Below are 20,543 nucleotides of genomic sequence, written 5' to 3'. Positions count from 1 at the left end.
GCCCCGCCCCCCAACATTGACCACTGCTCCTTCCCCTTCCGTGCAGTCCTCCTCCCAGCTACCCGGTGTGGTGCTGGTGGGTGTGGATCTGGGACTGCCCCATTTTGATGCCGAGCTCGACGAGCTGGCACAACTGGCCACCACCGCAGGCTACCGCGTGCTTGACCGCATCACGTGCAAGCGCCGTGCGCCCGACCCGGCGCTGTTCATCGGTTCCGGCAAGGCCGACGAGATCCAGGCCTTGGCCCACGGTCACGGCGCGGTCGAGATCCTGTTCGACCAGGCCCTGAGCCCGGCCCAGCAGCGCAACCTGGAGCGCCACATGGGCATGCCGGTCAACGACCGCATCCTGCTGATTCTTGAAATTTTCGCCCAGCGCGCCCGCAGCCACGAAGGCAAGCTGCAAGTGGAACTGGCGCGGCTGCAATACCTCTCCACCCGCCTGGTGCGGCGCTGGTCGCACTTGGAGCGCCAAAGCGGCGGCATCGGCATGCGCGGCGGCCCCGGCGAAACCCAGATCGAACTCGACCGCCGTATGATCGGTGACGCCATCAAGCGCACCAAGGAGCGGCTGGAAAAAGTCAAGCGCCAGCGTGCCACGCAACGCCGCCAGCGCGAGCGCCGCGACGCCTTCACTGTGTCGCTGGTGGGCTACACCAACGCGGGCAAGTCCTCGCTCTTCAACGCGCTGGTCAAGGCGCGCAGCTACGCCGCCGACCAGCTCTTTGCCACGCTCGACACCACCACGCGCCAGATGTACCTGGGCGAGGTCGGGCGCAGCGTCTCGCTGTCCGACACCGTGGGCTTCATCCGCGACTTGCCGCACACCCTGGTCGATGCCTTCGCCGCCACGCTGCAAGAAGCGCGCGACGCCGACCTGCTGCTGCACGTCGTCGACGCCGCCAACCCCGGCCACCCCGAGCAGATCCAGGAAGTGCAGCGCGTGCTGCGCGAGATTGGTGCCGACGATGTGCCGCAGATCTTGGTCTTCAACAAGCTCGACGCCGTGGCGCCCGAGCACCAGCCGCTGCACGTGACCGACATCATGGAGCTCGATGGCGTGGCCGTGCCGCGCGTGTTCCTGAGCGCGCGCAGTGGCCTGAACCTGGATGCCTTGCGCCGCCTGCTGGCACAACGCCTGCAGCCGCTGCCCGCGCCGCCCGACGACGACCCCAGCCACTGAGCCTTTTCCTTCCCCCCCGACCCATTTTTGTGCCCTGATCCATGAACCTGCATTCGTTTCAACTGCGCCCGTTGTCCTGGAGTCGATTGCGGGGCATGTTCAACCTCAACGACCCGCGCTGGGGCCGAGACGACGAAGGTTCCCGCCCCAACGCTGAACGTCCCCCCCGCGCCGATGAGCCGCGCCCGACCGAGCCACCGCAGCGGCCGCGTCAGTCGCCATCGGGTGACGGGCCGCCGGATCTGGACGAGCTGTGGCGCGACTTCAACCGCAAGCTGGGCGACCTGTTTGGCGGTGGCGGCAACGGTGGCCGTCCGGGCGCACCGCGCGGGCAGGGCAACGGCCCGTCGGGCGGTGGCTTCAAGCCCAGCCCCAAGAGCACCGGCATCGGTGCGGGCCTGGTGGCAGGCGCGGCGGCGCTGATCTGGCTCGGTTCGGGCTTTTTCATCGTGCAGGAAGGCCAGCAGGCCGTCATCACCCAGTTTGGCAAGTACCACAGCACGGTGGGGGCCGGTTTCAACTGGCGGATGCCATACCCGGTGCAGCGCCACGAGTCGGTGTTCGTGACGCAGATCCGCTCGGTGGATGTGGGGCGCGACAGCATTGTCACCGCCACCGGCCTGCGCGATTCCGCCATGCTGACCGAGGACGAGAACATTGTTGAAATCAAGTTTGCGGTGCAATACCGCCTCAACGACGCCCGCGCCTACCTGTTCAGCAGCCGCGACCCGGACGCTTCGGTGCTGAAAGCTGCCGAAACAGCGGTGCGCGAGGTGGTGGGCAAGATGAAGATGGACGCCGCGCTGGCCGAGGAGCGCGACCAGATCGGCCCGCGCGTGCGCACGCTGATGCAGACCATCCTCGACCGTTACCAGGTCGGGGTCGAGGTGGTGGGCATCAACCTGCAGCAGGGTGGGGTGCGGCCACCAGAGCAGGTGCAGGCCGCCTTTGACGATGTGCTGAAAGCGGGCCAGGAGCGCGAACGCGCCAAGAACGAGGCCGAGGCCTACGCCAACGAGGTGGTGCCGCGCGCCAAGGGCACTGCGTCGCGCCTGATGGAGGAGGCCGAAGGCTACAAGGCCCGCATCACCGCACAGGCCGAGGGTGACGCCGAACGCTTCCGCCTGATCCAGGCCGAGCACGCCAAGGCGCCCCAGGTCACGCGCGACCGCTTGTACCTTGAAACCATGCAGCACGTCTACAGCAACGTGACCAAGGTGCTGGTGGACAGCAAGCAGAATTCCAACCTGCTGTACCTGCCGCTGGACAAGATCATGCAGCAGACTGCAGCCACCGGCGCGGCTGCGCCCACCGCCAATCCGCCCGCCAACACCCCCGCACCGGCCAGCAATGGCGCCCTCGCCAGCGACACCCGCTCGCGCGACGCCGCCCGCAGCCGTGAGCGCGACACCCGCTGAGCCGTAGCCAGGACAACATAGACATGAACAAGATAGGTTTTTGGGTTTCTTCGTTGCTGGTGCTGCTGGGCTTGGGCAGCTCCACCCTGTTTGTGGTGGACCAGCGCCAGTACGGCGTGGTGTACGCGCTGGGCCAGATCAAGAACGTCATCACCGAGCCGGGGCTGCACTTCAAGCTGCCGCCACCGTTCCAGAACGTGTCCTACATCGACAAGCGCCTGCTGACGCTGGAAAGCACCGACACTGAGCCCACGCTGACCGCCGAGAAGCAGCGCGTGGTCATCGACTGGTACGTGCGCTGGCGCATTGCCGAGCCGTCGGCCTACATCCGCAACGTGGGCATGGACGAGCGCGCCGGCACGCTGCAGCTCAACCGCGTGGTGCGCAACTCGTTCCAGCAGGAAGTCAACAAGCGCACCGTCAAGGAGCTGCTGTCGGCCCAGCGCGAGGAGCTGATGGCCGACGTCAAGCGCGGCGTGCTGGCGGCGGTGCGCGGTGCTGAAAAGCCGTGGGGCATTGACGTGGTGGACGTGCGCATCACACGCATCGACTACGCCGAGACCATCACCAAGTCGGTGTACGACCGCATGGAAGCCGAGCGCAAGCGCGTGGCCAACGAGCTGCGCTCCACCGGCCTGGCCGAGGGCGAGAAGATCCGCGCCGACGCCGACCGCCAGCGTGAGGTGATCGTGGCCGAGGCCTTCCGCGAAGCCCAGAAGATCAAGGGCGAGGGCGATGCCGCCGCCGCGCGCCTGTACGCCGAATCGTTCGGGCGCGACCCGGCGTTTGCCCAGTTCTACCGCAGCCTGGAGGCCTACCGCAGCAGCTTTGCCAGCAAGGGCGATGTGCTCGTGATGGATCCGTCGTCGGAATTCTTCAAGGCCATGCGCGGCAATGGCGCGGGCGCGCGCTGAGTGCGCCGCCCACACCCGGTAAAATCACGTTTTTAACAGCCCCCCACTTATATACATGTCTGCCTGGGTTTTGCCGGATCAAATCGCCGATGTACTGCCTTCCGAGGCCCGGCACATCGAGGGCCTGCGCCGTGCCCTGCTCGATACCGCGTGTGGCTACGGCTACGAACTGGTGGTGCCGCCCTTGCTGGAGCACCTGGAGTCCCTGCTCACCGGCACCGGCGAGGCGCTGGAGCTGCAGACCTTCAAGCTGGTCGATCAGCTCTCGGGCCGCACCTTGGGCTTGCGTGCCGACACCACGCCGCAGGTGGCACGCATTGACGCGCATTTGCTCAACCGCGAAGGTGTGACGCGCCTGTGCTATTGCGGCCCGGTGCTGCACACGCAAGCCGAGCGCCCGCTGGCCACGCGCGAGCCGCTGCAATTCGGCGCCGAGCTGTACGGCCACAGCGGGCTGGAAGCCGACCTCGAAACCATCGAGCTGGCACAGGCCAGCCTGCGTGCGGCTGGGTTGCCGCACGTGGTGCTGGACATGGCCGATGTGCGCCTGATCGACTCCGTGCTGGCGCACCTGGATTTGTCGGCCGACCACGTGGCACGCATCCATGCCGCACTGGCCATCAAGGACCGCGCCGAGCTCAAGCAGTTGGCGCGCGATCTGCCCGCTGATGTGCAGGCCAGCCTGCAGGCCTTGCCGTCGTTGTACGGCGACGCGGCGGTGCTGGACGAAGCGGCGCGCTGCCTGCGCCCCAGCCCGTTGCGCGATGCGGCTCTGAACAGCTTGCGCTGGCTGGCCCAGCGCGTCCAGGGCGCCGAGGTCTCGTTCGACCTGGCCGACCTGCGCGGTTACAACTACTACACCGGCGTGCGTTTCTCGCTGTTCGGTGCCGCCAGCGCCGCCGCCAGCCACACCGAACTGGTGCGCGGTGGCCGTTACGACGAAGTGGGCGGCGTGTTTGGCCGCAAGCGCCCGGCGGTTGGCTTCAGCCTAGACCTCAAGGATCTGGCCGCTGCAGTGTCGGCACCTGCCGCGCCCGCCGCCATCTGCGCTCCCTGGAGTGACGACGCCGCCCTGCGCGCCGCCGTGGCCGAGCTGCGCGCCCAGGGCCACACGGTCGTGGTCGCCCTGCCTGGGCAACCCGATCTGGCCCACGAATCCGCCTGCGACCGCGTGCTGGTGCAGCACGAAGGCCGCTGGGTGGTGCAACCCCTTTCCCCGAACAACCGATAACACAGCTGAGAGCGAACGGTACTACAACATGAGCGAAAACACTTTCACCGCCCAACCTGGGCGCAACGTCGTGGTCGTGGGCACCCAATGGGGTGACGAAGGCAAGGGCAAGCTGGTCGATTGGCTGACCGAAACCGCGCGCGGCGTGGTGCGCTTTCAAGGCGGCCACAACGCGGGCCATACCCTGGTCATCAACGGTGTGAAAACCGCGCTGCACTTGATTCCGAGCGGCATCATGCGCGCGGGCGTCAAGTGCTACATCGGCAACGGTGTGGTGCTGTCCGTGACCAAGTTGCTGGAGGAAATTGCCGGCCTGGAAAAAGTGGGCGTGGAAGTGCGTTCGCGCCTGCGCGTGAGCGAGGCCTGCCCGCTGATCCTGCCGTTCCACGCCGCGATCGACATCGCCCGTGAAGCCGCCAAGACCAAGGCCGGCACCGAAAAAATCGGCACCACGGGCCGTGGCATTGGCCCGTCCTACGAGGACAAGATCGCCCGCCGTGCGCTGCGCGTGCAGGATCTGAAATACCCCGAGCGTTTTGCCACCAAGCTGCGCGAGCTGCTGGCGTTGCACAACCACGTGCTGACCACCTACCTGGGCTCGCGCGACATGGCCTGGGACGCCACGCTGGCGCCCTTCATCAGCAACGGCGAAGTCCAGTTCGACGCCGTCTACAACCAGGCCATGCAGCAGGCGGTGGAGCTACTGCCGATGCTGGCCGACGTGTCGCGTGAACTGAACGAGGCGCACAAGGCTGGCGTCAACCTGCTGTTTGAAGGCGCGCAGGGCACGCTGCTCGACATCGACCACGGCACCTACCCGTTCGTGACCTCCAGCAACTGCGTGGCGGGCAACGCCGCTGCGGGCGCTGGCGTGGGCCCCGGTTTGTTGCACTATGTGCTGGGCATCACCAAGGCCTACTGCACCCGCGTGGGCGGTGGCCCGTTCCCGACCGAGCTGGACTGGGAAAAGGAAGGCACGCCGGGTTACCACATGAGCACTGTGGGCGCAGAAAAAGGCGTCACCACCGGTCGCTCGCGCCGCTGTGGCTGGTTCGATGCCGCACTGCTCAAGCGTTCGGCCCAGGTCAATGGCCTGAGCGGTCTGTGCATCACCAAGCTGGACGTGTTGGACGGCCTGAGCGAACTCAAGCTGTGCGTGGGTTACCAGCTGGACGGTGAAACCATCGACATCCTGCCGATGGGGGCCGATGAAATCGCGCGCTGCGAGCCGATCTACGAAACCCTGCCCGGTTGGAGCGAATCGTCGGTGGGCGTGACCCGTTACGAGAACCTGCCCGCCAACGCGCAGGCCTACCTCAAGCGCATCGAGGAAGTCACGGGCGTGCCGGTGCACGTGGTGTCCACCAGCCCCGACCGCGATCACACCATCCTGCTGCACCACCCCTACGCCGCGTAAGGCGCGTTGCCGGGGCCAACCACTGAAAGGAGCGGCGTGTGACGACCGATACCGCCCTGCCGACCCAGCTGGTACACCACCCATACCGCGCCCCGGCAGAGTTTGACGCGGTGCCGGTGGGGGTGTTCAAAGCCTCCACGGTGTTGTTCCCGAACGTGGCGGCGGTACGCCAGCGCCGCTGGCAAGACAAATCGGCCTATACCTACGGCTTGCACGGCACGCCCACCACCTTTACGCTGGAAGAGCGCATCGCTACGCTGGAAGGTGGGCACCATTGCGTGCTGGCCCCCAGCGGGTTGGCCGCGGTTGCGCTGGTCGATATGGCCTTTTTGCGCGCGGGTGATGAGGTGTTGATCCCGCACAACGCCTACGGCCCCAACCTGGCTTTTGCGGCGGTGGAGCTGGCGCACTGGGGCATACGCCACCGGACGTACGACCCGATGCGCCCGGACGATCTGGCCATGCAACTCACACCGCAGACTCGGTTGGTGTGGTTGGAGGCGGCTGGTTCCATCACCCTGGAATTTCCCGATGTACCCGCGCTGGTGGCGCAGGTGCAAGCCCACAACGCCCGTTGTGCCTCTACCGAAGCCCAGCTCCGCCCCACGGTAACGGTGTTGGACAACACTTGGGGGGCCGGGGTGGCCTTCTGCGGTTTTGACCTGGGTGCCGATGTGGTGATGCAGGCCTTGACCAAATACCCCAGCGGCGGTGCCGACGTGTTGATGGGTTCGGTGGTCACGCGCGACGAACGTTTGCACCACGCGTTGTTGATGACCCACATGCGGTTGGGTCTGGGTGTGTCGGGCAACGATGCGGAACTGGTGTTGCGTGGCTTGCCATCGTTGCAACTGCGTTACCGTGCCCAAGATGCCAGCACGCGCCAACTGGCGCAGTGGATGCAGCAACAGCCCGGTGTGGCGCGCGTGCTGCACCCGGCACTTCCCGGTACACCCGGTCACGCCACTTGGCGGCGCGATGCCCAAGGAGCGGCTTGCCTGTTCACCGTGGTGTTTGACGATGCCATTCCGGCTGAACGCATTGACGCTTTCTGCGACAATTTGCGCCTGTTCCGTCTGGGTTACAGCTGGGCGGGCCCGATGAGCCTGTGCATGCCCTACGACCGTGCCGACATGCGTGGCCGCGATTGGCCCCACGCCCACGGCCCCGTGCGTTTTGCGGTGGGGCTGGAAGCGGTGACCGATTTGCAAGCCGATCTGAAGCAGGCACTTGCGGTGCTTTCAGCGGCCTGAGCGGGGCAGCAGCGGTCGCAGCGCGGGCCACACGTTGTCCAGCATGATCGGCTGGGCCTTCTCGTTCGGGTGGATGCGGTCGGGCTGGAACAGGGCCAGTGGCAGCAGGCCATCAACCACACCTTTGAGGAAAAACGGCACCAGCGCGGTGCGCTCGGCTTTGGCCACATCCGCGAACAGTTGCGCAAAGTCCTTGCCGTAGCGCGCGCCGTAGTTGGGTGGCATCTGCATGCCCAACAGCAGCACCTTGGCCCCGCTGGCGCGGGCTCGTTGTGCTATTGCGCTAAGGTTGTCGCGGGTCAAGTCCAGCGACAGGCCACGCAGGGCATCGTTGCCGCCCAGTTCGATCACCACCACGGCAGGGCGATGCTCTTGCAGCAGACCCGGCAGCCGCGAGCGCCCGCCCGAGGTGGTGTCGCCGCTGACGCTGGCGTTGACCACTTGCACCGGCGACTTTTCCGTCGCCAGCTTGCGTTCCAGCAACGCCACCCAGCCACTGCCACGCCGCAAACCGTATTCGGCGCTGAGCGAATCGCCCAGCACCAGCAGGGTGGGTGCGTTGGCGTCGGCCGTGCGGGTCTGTGCCTGTGCCAGTGGCACGCCACAAGACCCCAGCAGCCATAGGCCAGCCATGAGCGCGGTACAGTGTCGTCGGTTCAACTTGAAAGCCTTTCTTTTATGTCCAATGCCATTCTGGCGGTGCAGCGGGTGTGCAAGTCGGTGCGCGATGCCACAGGCACGCTCGACATTTTGCGCAATGTCAACTTTACCTTGCAGCGGGGCCAGACGGTGGCCATTGTGGGCGCGTCCGGTTCGGGCAAGAGCACGCTGCTGACCTTGCTGGCCGGGTTGGATACCCCCAGCAGCGGCACAGTTCACCTGGATGGCACCGATTTGTTCGCCCTGAACGAAGACCAGCGCGCCGCATTGCGGGCGCAGAAAGTGGGCTTCGTGTTCCAGAGCTTTCAGTTGCTGGGCAACCTGACCGCGCTGGAAAACGTGATGCTGCCCTTGGAGCTGGCCGGGCGGCGCGATGCCCGCCAAGCCGCCACGCAGATGCTGGAGCGTGTCGGGTTGGGGGCGCGCCTGCGGCATTACCCCAAGCTGCTCTCGGGCGGTGAGCAGCAGCGCGTGGCGCTGGCGCGGGCGTTTGTGGTGCATCCGGCGGTGCTGCTGGCCGATGAGCCCACCGGCAGCCTGGACTTTGCCACCGGCGAGCGCATCATGGAGCTGATGTTCGACCTCAACCGCGAGCAGGGCACCACGCTGGTGCTGGTGACGCACGACCGCGCCATTGCCGACCGCTGCGAGCGCCGCATCCACATCGAAGCGGGCCAGGCGCACGAATTGGGCGCCAGCGCGGCGTGATGGCCCGATAATCGGGGCATGTCTTCCCCCAAAGTATTGTTCGGCTTTCACGCCGTGGGTGTGCGCCTCAAGACCGCACCGGCTTCCGTTCTGGAAGTGTATTTTGACGCCAGCCGCCGCGACGCGCGCATGCGCCAGTTCATCGACCGCGCCAACGAGGCGGGCGTGCGCCTGATCGAGGCCGACGGCTTGCGTCTGGCCAAACTCGCGGGCAGCCACGGCCACCAGGGCGTGGCGGCGCTGGTGCAACCGGTGGCGCAGGCCCGTTCGCTCGACGATTTGCTGGAGCAGATGGAACACGCCGACGACGTGGATCCGCCGCTGCTGCTGGTGCTCGATGGCGTGACCGATCCGCACAACCTGGGCGCGTGCTTGCGCGTGGCCGACGGGGCCGGTGCCCATGCCGTGATTGCGCCCAAGGACCACGCCGCTGGCCTGAACGCCACCGTGGCCAAGGTGGCCAGCGGTGCCGCCGAGACGGTGCCGTACTTCATGGTCACGAATCTGGCGCGCACGCTCAACGAGCTGAAAGAGCGCAACATCTGGATCATTGGCACCAGTGGCGATGCGCCCAAGACCATCTACCAGGTCGACTTGAAAGGCCCGGTGGCGCTGGTGCTGGGGGCCGAAGGGCCGGGCATGCGTCAGCTGACGCGCAAGACGTGCGATGAGCTGGTGAGCATTCCGATGCACGGCGCAGTGGAAAGCCTCAACGTGTCGGTGGCCAGTGGGGTGTGCTTGTACGAGGCGTTGCGCCAGCGCAGCTGACGACCGGTGCGGGCTGGCCTACACCAGCCCGAATGCCCCCAGCAATGCGCCTGCGCCCAGCAGCCACAGCAGGTGCAACTTGGTTTGCCAGACCAGCAGCGTCGCCACGGCGGTCAGCAACCACAGCGGCCAGTCGGTGGCCGGGTGGGCGTGGGCGCTGCTCAACACCCAGCCCGTGGCCAGCAGCAGTGCCACCACCAGAGGGGCCAACCCTTGCTTGAAAGCTTTGACACCGCGTTGTTCGCGGTGCCGGTGCGCCCATTGTGTGGCGGTGTAGGTCAGCACCGACGATGGCAGCAGAATCGCCACCAGACTCAGCAACAGGCCCAGCAGCCCCAGTGGCCATGCCGTTGCGCCCGCAGCGTGGCCGCCACCCGCGTTGATGCCGATGTGCCAGCCCATCAGGCCCACAAACAGGATGTTGGGGCCGGGCGCAGCTTGCGCCAATGCAATCGAGGCCGTGAATTGCGCGTCGGTGAGCCAACTTTGTTGCGTGACAAGGTAGCGGTGCATGTCCGGTGAGGTGGTGATGGCCCCACCCACCGCCAGCAGCGACAGCGACAAAAAATGCAAACACAGTTGCCACCAATCGGTAGCGTGCAGCGTCAGGTTCATGGTTGTTGGGTGGGGGCTACGCGGCCCAGACAGCGCCAGGCCCACGCAAAGGCCAGCACACCCAGCCCCAGCAGCACCCACGCCAGCGGCCAGCGCAACCAGGCAATGCCCACAAACATCAGTGTGCCCAGCATCCAGCAGGCGGTGTGGCCCATCACATTTTGGCGCAGGGCCGGTACCAGTTTGAGACCGGTGGCTGCAATCAGGCCCGCCGCCACCGCACCCATGCCACGCAACGCCCCCAGCGCGACGGGGTGGTCGGCCACGCTGGCAAAGGCCACCGCCAGCACCAGAATCACCAGCAGCGGAAAACACAGCATCCCGGCCAGCGCCGCCAGCGCACCCGACAGGCCAAAGTGGCGGCCCCCCAGCATCAGCGCCAGGTTGATGACGTTGGGGCCGGGCAGGATCTGGGCCACGGCCCATTCCTCGATGAACTGCTCGCGCGTGAGCCATTGCTTGCGCTCCACCACTTCGCGTTGCACCACCGCCAGCACGCCGCCAAAGCCTTGCAAGGCCAGCCAGCTGAACGACCAGAACAGATCGGCGCGCGAGCGTGGTTGTTGCGGTGCGCTGTGGGCTGGCGCTGGAGGCGAGGCGGGCGGCATGGTGGCGGTGTGTCAGCGGCTCAGGGCAATGTCAACGGCTCAGATGGTCATGCCACCATCGACGCTGATCACGGCACCGTTGATGTAGCTGGCTTCATCGCTGGCCAGAAAGGCGTACACATTGGCAATTTCTTCCGGTTCGCCCAAGCGTTTGAGCGGCACCTTGGCTTCCATGCTTTGCAGCACGTTTTCGGGCATGGCCTTGACCATCGGGGTGGTGATGAAGCCGGGAGCCACCGCGTTGACGCGCACGCCTTTGGCCCCGAGTTCGCGGCTCCAGGTCTTGGTAAAGCCAATCACGCCAAATTTGGTGGCGGCGTAGTTGGTCTGGCCAAAGTTGCCGTAAATGCCTACCACGCTGGAGGCGTTGACGATAGACCCCGAACCTTGGGCCACCATCACGTCGGCCACTGTTTGCGCGCAGTGGAACACACCGCGCAGGTTCACGTCGATCACGCGGTCAAATTGGGCCAGTGTCATCTTTTGCAGGCGCGCGTCTTGCGTGATGCCGGCGTTGTTGATCAGCGCATCTATGCGGCCAAAGCGTTCCTTGACCTGTGCCACCACGCTTTCCACCTGCTCGCGGTCGGTCACGTCCATGACGTAACCGACGGCCTGTGCGCCAGCGGCCTCGCACTGCGCCACCACCTTGTCGATGCCGGCCTGTTGCACATCGCACACCACCACAATCGCGCCTTCGCGGGCGAACTTGAGTGCGGTGGCCTCGCCAATGCCCTGTGCGGCGCCGGTGATCAGACTGACTTTGCCTTCGAGACGTTTCATTGCAGGAATCCTGTTGGGTAAATGGGAACACAGCGACCACGAAGCGGCCACCCGTCACATGATAGCCTCAAGCGCCGGGTTTTTTGTGGCCCTGCACTGGGTGGCCCTGCACTGGGTGGCGCGGCATCATGGCCGTGGCCTGCATTGGGGCAGCAACAAAGGAGTGAAAACATGGACAACAGACAGGCGGCAGTGGCCACCACCGTGGTGGTGCTGGGCACCGGTGGCACCATTGCCGGGCGTGCCCAGTGCCGCGACGACCACACCGGCTACACCGCTGGCCAGATTGGCGTGCAGGCGCTGCTGCACGGCATTCCGGTGCCTACAGGCCACCATGTGGAGCACGAGCAGGTGGCCCAGATCGACAGCAAGGACATGGGGCCTGCGGTGTGGAGGCCCTTGCTGGCGCGCGTGCAGCACCACTTGCAACGCCCCGACGTGGCCGGGCTGGTGGTGACGCACGGCACCGACACGCTGGAGGAAACCGCCTACCTGCTGCAACGGGTGCTGTGCCCGGCCAAGCCGGTGGTGCTGACGTGCGCCATGCGTCCGGCCACGGCGCTGGCGCCCGATGGGCCGCAGAACCTGGCCGATGCGCTGCTGGTGGCCGCCCACCCCGGCGCGCGCGGCGTGGTGGTGGTGTGCGCCGGGCGCGCCCACCGCGCCGATGCGGTGCAGAAGATCCACCCGTACCGGCTGGACGCCTTCAGCTCCGGCGATGCAGGCCCGCTGGGGCAGGTGGAGCAGGGCCGCCTGACGTTGTGGCGCGCCTGGCCCGCTGCCGCAGAGGTGGCAGGATTCAACGGCAATCCTTGGCCCAGTCCGCAACACCAGCACGACGAGCTGCTGCCGCGCCTGCTCGCCGCTGAAGGCTGGCACCGTGTGGAAACGATTGTCAGCCACGCGGGTGCTGACGGTGCGCTGGTGCGGGCCTTGCTGGCGTACGCTGGCCCCGGCGTGGCGCCGTTGCGCGGGCTGGTGGTGGCCGGTACCGGCAATGGCACCTTGCACCAGGATGTGCTGGCGGCGCTGCGGCAGGCGCAGGCCCAAGGTGTGGTGGTGTGGCGCACTACGCGCTGCGCCGAAGGGCGGGTAGTCCCGGGCGATGCACCAGAGCAGGACGGCATACCCGCCATCGCATTGCCGCTGGCACAGGCGCGGCTGGCTCTGCAGCTGGCGCTGCTGCACGGCGACGCGCTGGGTGCTGCCAAAGTGGCTGGTTGAGCCGAGGTTCAGGCTTGGCCCCATGAAAAAACGGCCACCACCGCCGCACAGGGCAGGGGTGGCCGTCGGGCTTTTGGGGCTGGATTATTCGGCCAGCGCAGCAAAGGCGCGCGCGGTGATCTCTTCCACCGTACCGGTGCCGCTGATGGCACGGTACTTGGGCGCGGCGGCGGCGTCGGCCTGGGCCCAGTTGCTGTAGTAATCGACCAGCGGACGGGTCTGGGCGCTGTACACGTCCAGGCGCTTCTTCACGGTTTCTTCCTTGTCGTCATCGCGCTGCACCAGCGGCTCGCCGGTCACGTCGTCCACGCCTTCCACCTTGGGCGGGTTGAACTTGACGTGGTAGGTGCGGCCCGAGGCCGGGTGCGAGCGGCGGCCGCTCATGCGCTCGATGATGGCGTCGAATGGCACATCGATCTCCAGCACGTAGTCCAGCTTGACGCCGGCGGCCTTCATGGCGTCGGCTTGCGGAATGGTGCGCGGGAAGCCGTCGAACAGGAAGCCGTTGGCGCAGTCGGGCTGGGCGATGCGGTCCTTGACCAGGTTGATGATCAGCTCGTCGCTGACCAGGCCGCCCGCATCCATCACCTTCTTGGCCTCCAGGCCCAGCGGGGTGCCGGCCTTGACGGCGGCGCGCAGCATGTCGCCGGTGGAGATTTGCGGGATGCCGTACTTCTGGCAGATGAAGTTGGCCTGGGTGCCTTTGCCGGCGCCGGGTGCGCCCAACAGAATCAATCGCATGGTGTTCCTTTTTGTTGTGATGGTGGCCAGCGGCGTGCAGAATCACCGCACCCAGTCGCGGCACCCCGAGGGTAAAAAACAGCAACTGGAGAGAATAGCACGGCCCAACCTGACGCAGCCTTACAGCCGCCGACAGGCGAGCACAGCGCAGCCAACCGGGTTTGTCTTGCTGGAAAGCCCCGGCCCCGTGGCTTGCGTCAAGCGGCGGGTCCAGGGTGAGGTGCGCAGCTTACAGGCTGGCCAGTGCAGCGTTGAAGGTGGCGCTGGGGCGCATCACGGCTTCAAGCTTTTGCGCATCGGGCAGGTAGTAGCCACCGATGTCCACCGCGTGGCCTTGCACCGAGTTCAGTTCGTCCACGATCTTGGCCTCGTTCTCGGCCAGGGTCTGGGCCAGCGGCGCAAACTTGGCCGCTAGGGCGGCGTCCTCGGTCTGTGCGGCCAGCTCTTGCGCCCAGTACAGGGCCAGGTAGAACTGGCTGCCACGGTTGTCGAGCTGGCCGGTCTTGGGGCTGGGGTTCTTGTTGTTGTCCAGCAGCTTGCCGGTGGCCGCGTCCAGCGTCTTGGACAGCAGCTTGGCCTGGGCGTTGTGCTCCTTGAGCCCCAGGTCTTCCAGCGACACGGCCAGCGCCAGGAATTCACCCAGCGAGTCCCAGCGCAGGTGGTTTTCTTCCACCAGCTGTTGCACGTGCTTGGGCGCCGAGCCGCCGGCACCGGTCTCGTACATGCCGCCGCCGGCCATCAGCGGCACGATGGACAGCATCTTGGCCGAGGTGCCCAGTTCCATGATCGGGAACAGGTCGGTCAGGTAGTCGCGCAGGATGTTGCCGGTGGCGCTTATGGTGTCCTGGCCACGGATCACGCGCTCCAGCGTGTAGCGCATCGCACGCACCTGGCTCATGATCTGGATGTCCAGACCGCTGGTGTCATGCTCGTGCAGGTACATTTTGACCTTGGTGATGAGCTGGGCCTCGTGCGGGCGGTAGGCGTCGAGCCAGAACACCACGGGCATGCCCGAGTTGCGCGCGCGGTTGACGGCCAGCTTGACCCAGTCGCGGATGGCGGCATCCTTGACCTGGCACATGCGCCAGATGTCGCCTTGCTCCACGTTCTGGCTCAGCAGCACCTCGCCGGTGGCGATGTCGGTGATGTTGGCCACGCCGTCTTCGGGGATCTCGAAGGTCTTGTCGTGCGAGCCGTATTCCTCGGCCTGCTGGGCCATCAGGCCGACGTTGGGCACGGTGCCCATGGTCTTGGGGTCGAAGGCGCCGTGCCACTTGCAGAAGTTGATCATCTCCTGGTAGATGCGGGCAAAGGTCGATTCGGGCATCACGGCCTTGACGTCCTTGAGGCGGCCATCGGCGCCCCACATCTTGCCGCCATTGCGGATCATGGCGGGCATGGAGGCATCGACGATGATGTCGTTGGGCGAATGGAAGTTGGTGATGCCCTTGGCCGAGTCCACCATGGCCAGTTCGGGGCGGCCTTCGTGGCAGGCGTGCAGGTCGCGCTTGATTTCGTCTTGCTGGCTTTGCGGCAGGGTGGCGATCTTGTTGTACAGGTCGACCATGCCGTTGTTGACGTTGACGCCCAGTTCCTCAAACAGCTTGGCGTGCTTCTCGAACGCCTGCTTGTAGAAGATCTTGACGCAGTGGCCGAACACGATCGGGTGCGAGACCTTCATCATGGTGGCCTTGACGTGCAGCGAGAACATGACGCCGGTCTTGTGCGCGTCCTCGATCTCTTTTTCGTAGAACGCGACCAGCGCCTTCTTGCTCATGAACATGCTGTCGATGACTTCGCGGTCGAGCAGCGACACCTTTTCCTTGAGCACAATGGTCTTGCCGCTCTTGGTGATGAGTTCCATCTTCACGTCGCGGGCGCGGTCCAGGGTCATGGACTTTTCGCCGTGGTAGAAGTCGCCGTGGTGCATGTGCGACACGTGCGAGCGCGAGGCCTGGCTCCATTCGGCCATGCTGTGCGGGTTCTTGCGCGCGTATTCCTTGACGGCCTTGGGCGCGCGGCGGTCGGAGTTCCCCTCGCGCAGCACGGGGTTCACGGCCGAGCCGGTGCACTTGTTGTAACGCGCGCGGATGGCTTTTTCCTCGTCGGTCTTGGGCTGTTCCGGGAAGTCGGGGATGGCGTAGCCCTTGGCTTGCAGCTCCTGGATGGCGGCCTTGAGCTGGCCCACCGAGGCGGAGATGTTGGGCAGCTTGATGATGTTGGCATCGGGCTGCAGGGTCTTCTTGCCCAGCTCGGCCAGGGTGTTGGGCACGCGCTGGTCTTCGCGCAGGAATTCGGGGAACTCGCCCAGGATGCGACCGGCCACAGAGATGTCGGCCTCGACGAAATCGATGCCCGCCGGCTTGGCGAAGGTGCGGATGATGGGCAGGAAGGCTGCCGTTGCCAGACGCGGCGCTTCGTCGGTCAGGGTGTAGATGATCTGGGAAGTCTCTGAAGCCATGGTTGTCCTCTTTTAAGGTGGTTGCTCAAGGGAAAAACGGTGCCCGGATTATCGCCCACTGTGCAGCAGTGCCCGCACCCGGGCCAGGTCTTCGGGCGTGTCCACGCCCGCAGCGGGTGCCTGTGCGGCAAGGTGAACCGCGATGCGGTGCCCGTGCCACAGCACGCGCAGTTGCTCCAGCGATTCGCACTGCTCGACCGCAGCGGCCTGCAGTTGCGGAAATTGCTTCAAGAAGCCGACGCGGTAGGCGTAGATGCCGATGTGGCGCAGCGCCGCCGGGCTGTGCGGCAGCGCGGGCGCCGGTGTGCCTGCTGGGGTGGTGGCCGATTGGCCGTCGCGCCACCACGGGATGGGCGCGCGGCTGAAGTACAGCGCCTGCCCGGCCTGGTTACACACGACCTTGACCACGTTGGGGTTGTGGAAGTCGGCCACGTCGTGGATGGCGTGGGCGGCGGTGCTCATCACACAATCGGGGTGGGTGTGCAGCTCGCGGGCCACGGCGGCGATCAGGCCGGGTTCCATCAGCGGCTCGTCGCCCTGCACGTTGACGACGATGGCGTCGTCGGGCCAGCCCAGCAGGTTGCAGGCCTCGGCCAGGCGGTCGCTGCCGGAGGCGTGGTCGCTGCGGGTCAGCAGTGCGGGCACCTGGGCGGCCTCGCAGGCTGCCACGATGGCGGCGTCGTCGGCGGCCACCACGCAGTGCTGCGCGCCGCTTTGCAGCGCACGCTGTGCCACGCGCACCACCATTGGCACCCCAGCCAAGTCGGCCAGCGGCTTGTTGGGCAAGCGGGTGGAGGCCAGGCGGGCCGGAATCAGCACTGAAAAGGCGGGTGTGGTCGGGGTGGTCATGCGGCGGCGAGCGGGCTGGGGGTGGGCAGGCGGGCCAGCTCGTCGTCGGTGAGGGTGCGGGCCTCGTTCTCGAGCATGATGGGGATGCCGTCGCGCACCGGGTAGGCCAGGCGCGCACTGCGCGATACCAGCTCCTGGGTCTCGCGCTGGTAGATCAGGGGGCCTTTGGTGACCGGGCAGACCAGCAATTCAAGTAGTTTGGCGTCCATGCGCGGATGATAACTTTTCCAGGCACGCATCCACCGCCGCAAAGAAGCCGGGTTCGGGATTTTGTTGCAGCGGCACGGCCCAGACCTCTGGGGCACCGGGCCGCTGCGCCAGCAAGGGAAACAGTTTGACCGCGTCTTTTTCGGTACACAGCCAGGTGCAGCCGGCGGTCAGGGCCGACAGCAGTTCGGCATCGCTGGCGTGGTCGGGCAGGGCCATGGTGTGTTGCAGCACCAGCCCTTGCGCGCGCAGCATGTCAAAGAACACTTCGGGTTGCGCGATACCGGCCAGCGCAGCCAGCGCAGGTGGCGCACTGCTGCCTGGCGGGGGCGCCCAGTGTTGCAGTGGCTGGCGGCTGCCGTGGCGGTCGATGGCGTGGTCGGCCAGCTGGCGCCACGCCACAAACACTGGGTAAGGGCTGTACAACGGCGCTACCCCAGGGTGGGTGGCGTTGTGGCGCAGGTTGCGCAGCACCAGCATGGTGCTATCGCCAAACGGCGGGGTAGGCCAGGGTTCGCGCAGCAGCCCGGCGGGCAGCAGCCAGCCGTTGCCGGCGCCGCGTTCGTCAAACACCACGATCGTCAGGTCGCGCGCCAGCGGCCAGTGCTGCATGCCGTCGTCGCTGACGATGAGGTTGATCTCGGGGTGCCGCTGCAGCAGGGCGCTGGCGGCGGCCACGCGATTGCGGCCCACCCACACCGGCACACCGGTCAGACGCGCCAGCAGCCGGGGCTCGTCGCCGTCGTGGGGCTGGGGCTGCGCCAGCGAGACCGCGTGTACCGCATCCCCCGCGCCCGAGGCGCCATAGCCGCGCGAGACGATGCCGGGGCGCCAGCCGCGCGCTTGCAAGTGTTGCACCAGCGCGGCCACGGTGGGCGTCTTGCCGGTGCCGCCCACCACCACATTGCCCACCACCAGCACCGGTACCGGCAATTTGACGCTGCGCAGGTGGCCGCACTGGTAGCGCCAGCGCCGCAGCCGCAGCAGCGCGCCGTACAGTGCCGCCAGCGGGCGCAAGGCCCAGGCGGTGGGGCCGCGCGTTTGCCACGCACGCAGCAGGTGGCTGGCCAGTGTGGAGCGGGCGGCTGACACGGGGTGGCTCAGGGCGCGGTGGCGGCGGTGGTGGCAAAGGTGATCTGGCTCAGGCCGCTGCGCCGGGCGGCGTCCATCACGTTGATGACGGACTGGTGCGTGGCGGCGGCGTCGGCGTTGATGACCACCACCGGTGACGCGGTGCTGGCGCTGGCGGCTTCGCGCAGCAGCCGCACGAGGGCTTCCACCGAGGCCACTTCCAGCACCTGCCCGTTGATGGCGTAGCGGCCATCGTGCGCCACCGCCACCACAATTTCTTGCGGTTTGGGCTGCGGTGCTTCGGCGTTGGCGGCGGGCAGGGTGATCTGCAGCTCCTTGAAACGCTGGTAGGTGGTGGTGAGCACCAGAAAGATCAGCACCACCAGCAGGATGTCGATGAACGGGATCAGGTTGATCTCGGGCTCGTCGCGGTCGCGGTGGCGGAAGTTCATGGCGCAGCGGGGCGGCTGGGTTTGGGCTCGGCGCGGCGCAGCGTCAGCAGGTGCTGGGCGAAGCGTTCCGCCGCCACCTCCAGCTGCAGCAGGTAGCCGTCGGTGCGGGCGCGCAGGTAGCGCCAGCACATCAGCGCCGGAATCGCCACGATCAGGCCGAACGCGGTGTTGTACAGCGCCACCGAGATGCCGTGCGCCAGCTGCGCCGGGTCGCCCCCGGCCACGCCGCCGGGGCTGGTCTGCGCGCCAAAGATCTCGATCATGCCGATGACGGTGCCCAGCAGGCCCAGCAGCGGCGCCGCCGAGGCGATGGTGGCCAGCGCGCCCAGGTAGCGTTGCAGCTGCGCGGCGGCCAGCTTGCCAGCCGACTCCAGTTCGGTGTGCAGCGCCTCGGGGCTGGCGTGGGGGTTGGCGTGCAGCGCCTTGAAGCCGCTGGCCAGCACCGCGCCCAGCACCGAGTTGCGCTCCAGCTTGGCCACCACATCCGGTGCTGGCACGGCGGTGCGCGAGGCCGCGATCGCCTCGTCGAGCAGCCGGGGCGGCACGATGCGCGCGCTCTTGAGGCTGACCAAGCGTTCAATCACCAGGGCCAGACCCACAATGGAGCAGATGATCAGCGGCCAGATCGGCCAGCCAGCGGCTTGTAGGATGGACAGCAACTTGGGTCTCCGGGCGGCGCACTGCCGCGTGCAAACAAAACAGCCGCCGATTATGGCCCAGCCGTGCCCAGAGTCCCGTGCCACACAAGGGCGCCGGGTTGTTTTTACAATGGCGCCAGGTTGGCCCCGCCAATCTTTCAACTGTCCAACGCCTTACAGGAATTTTTCACATGGAACACACCCTGCCCGCACTGCCTTACGCGATTGATGCGCTGGAACCCCACTACAGCCGTGAAACGCTGGAGTTCCACCATGGCAAGCACCACAACGCCTACGTGGTCAACCTGAACAACCTGCAAAAGGGTACCGAGTTTGAAGCGATGGACCTGGAGTCCATCGTCAAGAAGTCCAGCGGTGGCATCTACAACAACGCCGCCCAGATCTGGAACCACACCTTCTTCTGGAACTGCATGGCCCCCAACGGCGGCGGCGAGCCCACCGGCGCGCTGGCTGCGGCCATCAACGCCAAGTTCGGCAGCTACGCCGCGTTCAAGGAAGCGTTCGTCAAGAGCGCCGTGGGCAACTTCGGTTCGGGCTGGACCTGGCTGGTGAAGAAGGCCGATGGCTCGGTCGATATCGTCAACACCGGCGCCGCCGGCACCCCGCTGACCACCGACGACAAGGCGCTGCTGACCGTGGACGTGTGGGAACACGCCTACTACATCGACTACCGCAACCGCCGCCCCGACTTTGTGGCCACCTTCCTGGACAAGCTGGTGAACTGGAAGTTTGCCGAAGCCAACTTCGCCTGAACAGGCTAACCTGCTGGCCCGTTGCTGGGCTGGCGCTGGCGTTCACAGCCCGGATCTGCACCGATCCGGGCTTTTTTTACGCCGGCCGCTGGCCCCAGTGCCCGATGCCGGTCATGTGCTCGGCAAAGTTGAGCAGCAGCCGCACCGCCACGCAGGTGGTGTCGCCGTTGTGCCAGGCCTGCTCCAGCCGGCGCAGCTGTTCGGCGTTCTTGAGCGTGCGCGGCTTGGACAAGTCGGCCACGTCCATGCTCCAGTCGCCAAAGTGGCGCCGCTCGATGGCGCCCTTGAAGTGGATGTACAGGCTGTGGTGGCGGCGCGACCGGCGCACGCGTTCCATCACCACCTCCAGCCCCCGGGCCGGGCCTTCGAGGTACTGGAAGAAGTTGCCGTCGTGGTACAGCAGCATGCCCGTCACGCCCACCGAGGGGTTGAAGTCCTTGGAGTGCTGCACGATGCCGTCCAGCTCCTGGCTTGACATGGGGTGGGCTGCCGTGCTGACCCAGACTGAGCGGCAAGCCTCGGGGTTCAGCCCGAGGTTCGAGCGATCGGGCCGGGACGGCCTGTTGTCT

At 66.5% G+C, this 20,543-nt stretch carries 22 protein-coding genes; 10 read left to right on the top strand and 12 right to left on the bottom strand.

Going from position 1 to position 20,543, the window contains the following annotated elements:
* The first annotated feature begins 67 nt into the window (after positions 1 to 67).
* The 6 genes from hflX to CON76_RS03130 are packed head-to-tail and all read left to right on the top strand — an operon-like array spanning position 68 to position 7,416.
* Positions 68 to 1,183: a GTPase HflX gene (gene hflX, locus CON76_RS03155; protein ID WP_101101915.1), complete on the top strand. Its 1,116-nt coding sequence runs from the start codon at positions 68 to 70 to the stop codon at positions 1,181 to 1,183.
* A gap of 41 nt (positions 1,184 to 1,224) precedes the next feature.
* On the top strand, positions 1,225 to 2,601 hold the full coding sequence (gene hflK / locus CON76_RS03150) for an FtsH protease activity modulator HflK (protein ID WP_101101914.1): 1,377 nt from the start codon (positions 1,225 to 1,227) through the stop codon (positions 2,599 to 2,601).
* 23 nt (positions 2,602 to 2,624) lie between these two features.
* The gene (hflC, locus tag CON76_RS03145; RefSeq protein ID WP_101101913.1) at positions 2,625 to 3,515 is read left to right on the top strand and encodes a protease modulator HflC; all 891 of its coding nucleotides are present in this window, start codon (positions 2,625 to 2,627) and stop codon (positions 3,513 to 3,515) included.
* A gap of 55 nt (positions 3,516 to 3,570) precedes the next feature.
* The gene (locus CON76_RS03140; RefSeq protein ID WP_101101912.1) at positions 3,571 to 4,746 is read left to right on the top strand and encodes an ATP phosphoribosyltransferase regulatory subunit; all 1,176 of its coding nucleotides are present in this window, start codon (positions 3,571 to 3,573) and stop codon (positions 4,744 to 4,746) included.
* 28 nt (positions 4,747 to 4,774) lie between these two features.
* The gene (locus tag CON76_RS03135; protein WP_101101911.1) at positions 4,775 to 6,163 is read left to right on the top strand and encodes an adenylosuccinate synthase; all 1,389 of its coding nucleotides are present in this window, start codon (positions 4,775 to 4,777) and stop codon (positions 6,161 to 6,163) included.
* Between the two features lie 38 nt (positions 6,164 to 6,201).
* On the top strand, positions 6,202 to 7,416 hold the full coding sequence (locus tag CON76_RS03130; RefSeq protein WP_240592742.1) for a PLP-dependent transferase: 1,215 nt from the start codon (positions 6,202 to 6,204) through the stop codon (positions 7,414 to 7,416).
* Here CON76_RS03130 and CON76_RS03125 read toward each other — a convergent pair.
* Positions 7,405 to 8,049, bottom strand: a complete 645-nt coding sequence (locus CON76_RS03125) for an arylesterase (RefSeq protein ID WP_101101910.1) — start codon at positions 8,047 to 8,049, stop codon at positions 7,405 to 7,407. The two genes, CON76_RS03130 and CON76_RS03125, sit on opposite strands and share 12 nt — an antisense overlap.
* A gap of 45 nt (positions 8,050 to 8,094) precedes the next feature.
* On the opposite strand from CON76_RS03125, the gene CON76_RS03120 reads away from it, so the two are divergent.
* On the top strand, positions 8,095 to 8,784 hold the full coding sequence (locus CON76_RS03120; RefSeq protein ID WP_101101909.1) for an ABC transporter ATP-binding protein: 690 nt from the start codon (positions 8,095 to 8,097) through the stop codon (positions 8,782 to 8,784).
* Positions 8,785 to 8,802: 18 nt separating this feature from the next.
* Positions 8,803 to 9,552, top strand: coding sequence for a 23S rRNA (guanosine(2251)-2'-O)-methyltransferase RlmB (gene rlmB / locus CON76_RS03115; protein ID WP_101101908.1), 750 nt, complete (start codon positions 8,803 to 8,805; stop codon positions 9,550 to 9,552).
* An 18-nt stretch (positions 9,553 to 9,570) separates the two neighbouring features.
* Here the strand turns inward: rlmB and CON76_RS03110 are convergent, their stop codons facing one another.
* Genes CON76_RS03110 through fabG form a run of 3 tightly spaced genes read right to left on the bottom strand, consistent with a single transcriptional unit; the run spans position 9,571 to position 11,558 of the window.
* The gene (locus CON76_RS03110) at positions 9,571 to 10,167 is read right to left on the bottom strand and encodes a chromate transporter (protein WP_101101907.1); all 597 of its coding nucleotides are present in this window, start codon (positions 10,165 to 10,167) and stop codon (positions 9,571 to 9,573) included.
* The gene (locus tag CON76_RS03105) at positions 10,164 to 10,775 is read right to left on the bottom strand and encodes a chromate transporter (RefSeq protein ID WP_101101906.1); all 612 of its coding nucleotides are present in this window, start codon (positions 10,773 to 10,775) and stop codon (positions 10,164 to 10,166) included. Before CON76_RS03105 ends, CON76_RS03110 begins: the two co-directional genes overlap by 4 nt.
* A gap of 39 nt (positions 10,776 to 10,814) precedes the next feature.
* Complete coding sequence (gene fabG, locus CON76_RS03100; protein WP_101101905.1) at positions 10,815 to 11,558, bottom strand: 3-oxoacyl-ACP reductase FabG; 744 nt, start codon at positions 11,556 to 11,558, stop codon at positions 10,815 to 10,817.
* Positions 11,559 to 11,729: 171 nt separating this feature from the next.
* Here fabG and CON76_RS03095 point away from each other — a divergent pair, with 171 nt between their 5' ends.
* The gene (locus CON76_RS03095; protein ID WP_101101904.1) at positions 11,730 to 12,782 is read left to right on the top strand and encodes an asparaginase; all 1,053 of its coding nucleotides are present in this window, start codon (positions 11,730 to 11,732) and stop codon (positions 12,780 to 12,782) included.
* An 84-nt stretch (positions 12,783 to 12,866) separates the two neighbouring features.
* On the opposite strand, the gene adk is transcribed toward CON76_RS03095, so the two are convergent.
* From adk to CON76_RS03060, 7 genes are all read right to left on the bottom strand, one after another.
* Positions 12,867 to 13,523 carry an adenylate kinase gene (gene adk / locus CON76_RS03090; protein ID WP_101101903.1) on the bottom strand — a complete coding sequence of 219 codons (657 nt, stop codon included), beginning with the start codon at positions 13,521 to 13,523 and terminating at the stop codon, positions 12,867 to 12,869.
* Between the two features lie 229 nt (positions 13,524 to 13,752).
* On the bottom strand, positions 13,753 to 15,984 hold the full coding sequence (locus CON76_RS03085) for an NADP-dependent isocitrate dehydrogenase (RefSeq protein ID WP_101101902.1): 2,232 nt from the start codon (positions 15,982 to 15,984) through the stop codon (positions 13,753 to 13,755).
* A 48-nt stretch (positions 15,985 to 16,032) separates the two neighbouring features.
* Positions 16,033 to 16,833: a 3-deoxy-manno-octulosonate cytidylyltransferase gene (gene kdsB / locus CON76_RS03080; protein ID WP_101101901.1), complete on the bottom strand. Its 801-nt coding sequence runs from the start codon at positions 16,831 to 16,833 to the stop codon at positions 16,033 to 16,035.
* Complete coding sequence (locus CON76_RS03075) at positions 16,830 to 17,042, bottom strand: Trm112 family protein (RefSeq protein WP_101101900.1); 213 nt, start codon at positions 17,040 to 17,042, stop codon at positions 16,830 to 16,832. Before CON76_RS03075 ends, kdsB begins: the two co-directional genes overlap by 4 nt.
* Entirely contained in the window at positions 17,023 to 18,132 is a 1,110-nt protein-coding gene (gene lpxK / locus CON76_RS03070; protein WP_240592741.1) for a tetraacyldisaccharide 4'-kinase, read from the bottom strand. Before lpxK ends, CON76_RS03075 begins: the two co-directional genes overlap by 20 nt.
* An 8-nt stretch (positions 18,133 to 18,140) precedes the next feature.
* Entirely contained in the window at positions 18,141 to 18,563 is a 423-nt protein-coding gene (locus tag CON76_RS03065; RefSeq protein WP_101101899.1) for an ExbD/TolR family protein, read from the bottom strand.
* The gene (locus CON76_RS03060; RefSeq protein ID WP_101101898.1) at positions 18,560 to 19,222 is read right to left on the bottom strand and encodes a MotA/TolQ/ExbB proton channel family protein; all 663 of its coding nucleotides are present in this window, start codon (positions 19,220 to 19,222) and stop codon (positions 18,560 to 18,562) included. The genes CON76_RS03065 and CON76_RS03060 overlap by 4 nt, the downstream gene beginning before the upstream one ends.
* 170 nt (positions 19,223 to 19,392) lie before the next feature.
* On the opposite strand from CON76_RS03060, the gene CON76_RS03055 reads away from it, so the two are divergent.
* On the top strand, positions 19,393 to 19,974 hold the full coding sequence (locus tag CON76_RS03055; protein ID WP_101101897.1) for a superoxide dismutase: 582 nt from the start codon (positions 19,393 to 19,395) through the stop codon (positions 19,972 to 19,974).
* A gap of 76 nt (positions 19,975 to 20,050) precedes the next feature.
* Here CON76_RS03055 and CON76_RS03050 read toward each other — a convergent pair whose 3' ends face one another.
* Positions 20,051 to 20,503 (bottom strand): BLUF domain-containing protein, encoded by a 453-nt coding sequence (locus CON76_RS03050; RefSeq protein WP_101101896.1) that lies wholly within the window; start codon positions 20,501 to 20,503, stop codon positions 20,051 to 20,053.
* Positions 20,504 to 20,543: the final 40 nt, after the last annotated feature.

It is taken from the genome of Macromonas bipunctata, from assembly GCF_002837135.1.
GTDB lineage: Bacteria > Pseudomonadota > Gammaproteobacteria > Burkholderiales > Burkholderiaceae_C > Macromonas_A > Macromonas_A bipunctata.
The sequence above is the reverse complement of the archived record's forward strand: the minus strand, read 5'-3'. Positions and strand labels throughout refer to the sequence as shown.

Excerpts from the sequence above, each read along its gene's own strand:
- CON76_RS03125 (WP_101101910.1), bottom strand. The coding sequence starts at position 8,049 with ATGGCTGGCCTATGGCTGCTGGGGTCTTGTGGCGTGCCACTGGCACAG.
- rlmB (WP_101101908.1), top strand. The coding sequence starts at position 8,803 with ATGTCTTCCCCCAAAGTATTGTTCGGCTTTCACGCCGTGGGTGTGCGC.
- CON76_RS03065 (WP_101101899.1), bottom strand. The coding sequence starts at position 18,563 with ATGAACTTCCGCCACCGCGACCGCGACGAGCCCGAGATCAACCTGATC.
- hflK (WP_101101914.1), top strand. The coding sequence starts at position 1,225 with ATGAACCTGCATTCGTTTCAACTGCGCCCGTTGTCCTGGAGTCGATTG.
- CON76_RS03140 (WP_101101912.1), top strand. The coding sequence starts at position 3,571 with ATGTCTGCCTGGGTTTTGCCGGATCAAATCGCCGATGTACTGCCTTCC.
- fabG (WP_101101905.1), bottom strand. The coding sequence starts at position 11,558 with ATGAAACGTCTCGAAGGCAAAGTCAGTCTGATCACCGGCGCCGCACAG.
- CON76_RS03055 (WP_101101897.1), top strand. The coding sequence starts at position 19,393 with ATGGAACACACCCTGCCCGCACTGCCTTACGCGATTGATGCGCTGGAA.
- CON76_RS03105 (WP_101101906.1), bottom strand. The coding sequence starts at position 10,775 with ATGCCGCCCGCCTCGCCTCCAGCGCCAGCCCACAGCGCACCGCAACAA.
- CON76_RS03085 (WP_101101902.1), bottom strand. The coding sequence starts at position 15,984 with ATGGCTTCAGAGACTTCCCAGATCATCTACACCCTGACCGACGAAGCG.
- CON76_RS03135 (WP_101101911.1), top strand. The coding sequence starts at position 4,775 with ATGAGCGAAAACACTTTCACCGCCCAACCTGGGCGCAACGTCGTGGTC.
- CON76_RS03120 (WP_101101909.1), top strand. The coding sequence starts at position 8,095 with ATGTCCAATGCCATTCTGGCGGTGCAGCGGGTGTGCAAGTCGGTGCGC.
- CON76_RS03095 (WP_101101904.1), top strand. The coding sequence starts at position 11,730 with ATGGACAACAGACAGGCGGCAGTGGCCACCACCGTGGTGGTGCTGGGC.
- kdsB (WP_101101901.1), bottom strand. The coding sequence starts at position 16,833 with ATGACCACCCCGACCACACCCGCCTTTTCAGTGCTGATTCCGGCCCGC.
- hflC (WP_101101913.1), top strand. The coding sequence starts at position 2,625 with ATGAACAAGATAGGTTTTTGGGTTTCTTCGTTGCTGGTGCTGCTGGGC.
- adk (WP_101101903.1), bottom strand. The coding sequence starts at position 13,523 with ATGCGATTGATTCTGTTGGGCGCACCCGGCGCCGGCAAAGGCACCCAG.
- CON76_RS03075 (WP_101101900.1), bottom strand. The coding sequence starts at position 17,042 with ATGGACGCCAAACTACTTGAATTGCTGGTCTGCCCGGTCACCAAAGGC.
- CON76_RS03110 (WP_101101907.1), bottom strand. The coding sequence starts at position 10,167 with ATGAACCTGACGCTGCACGCTACCGATTGGTGGCAACTGTGTTTGCAT.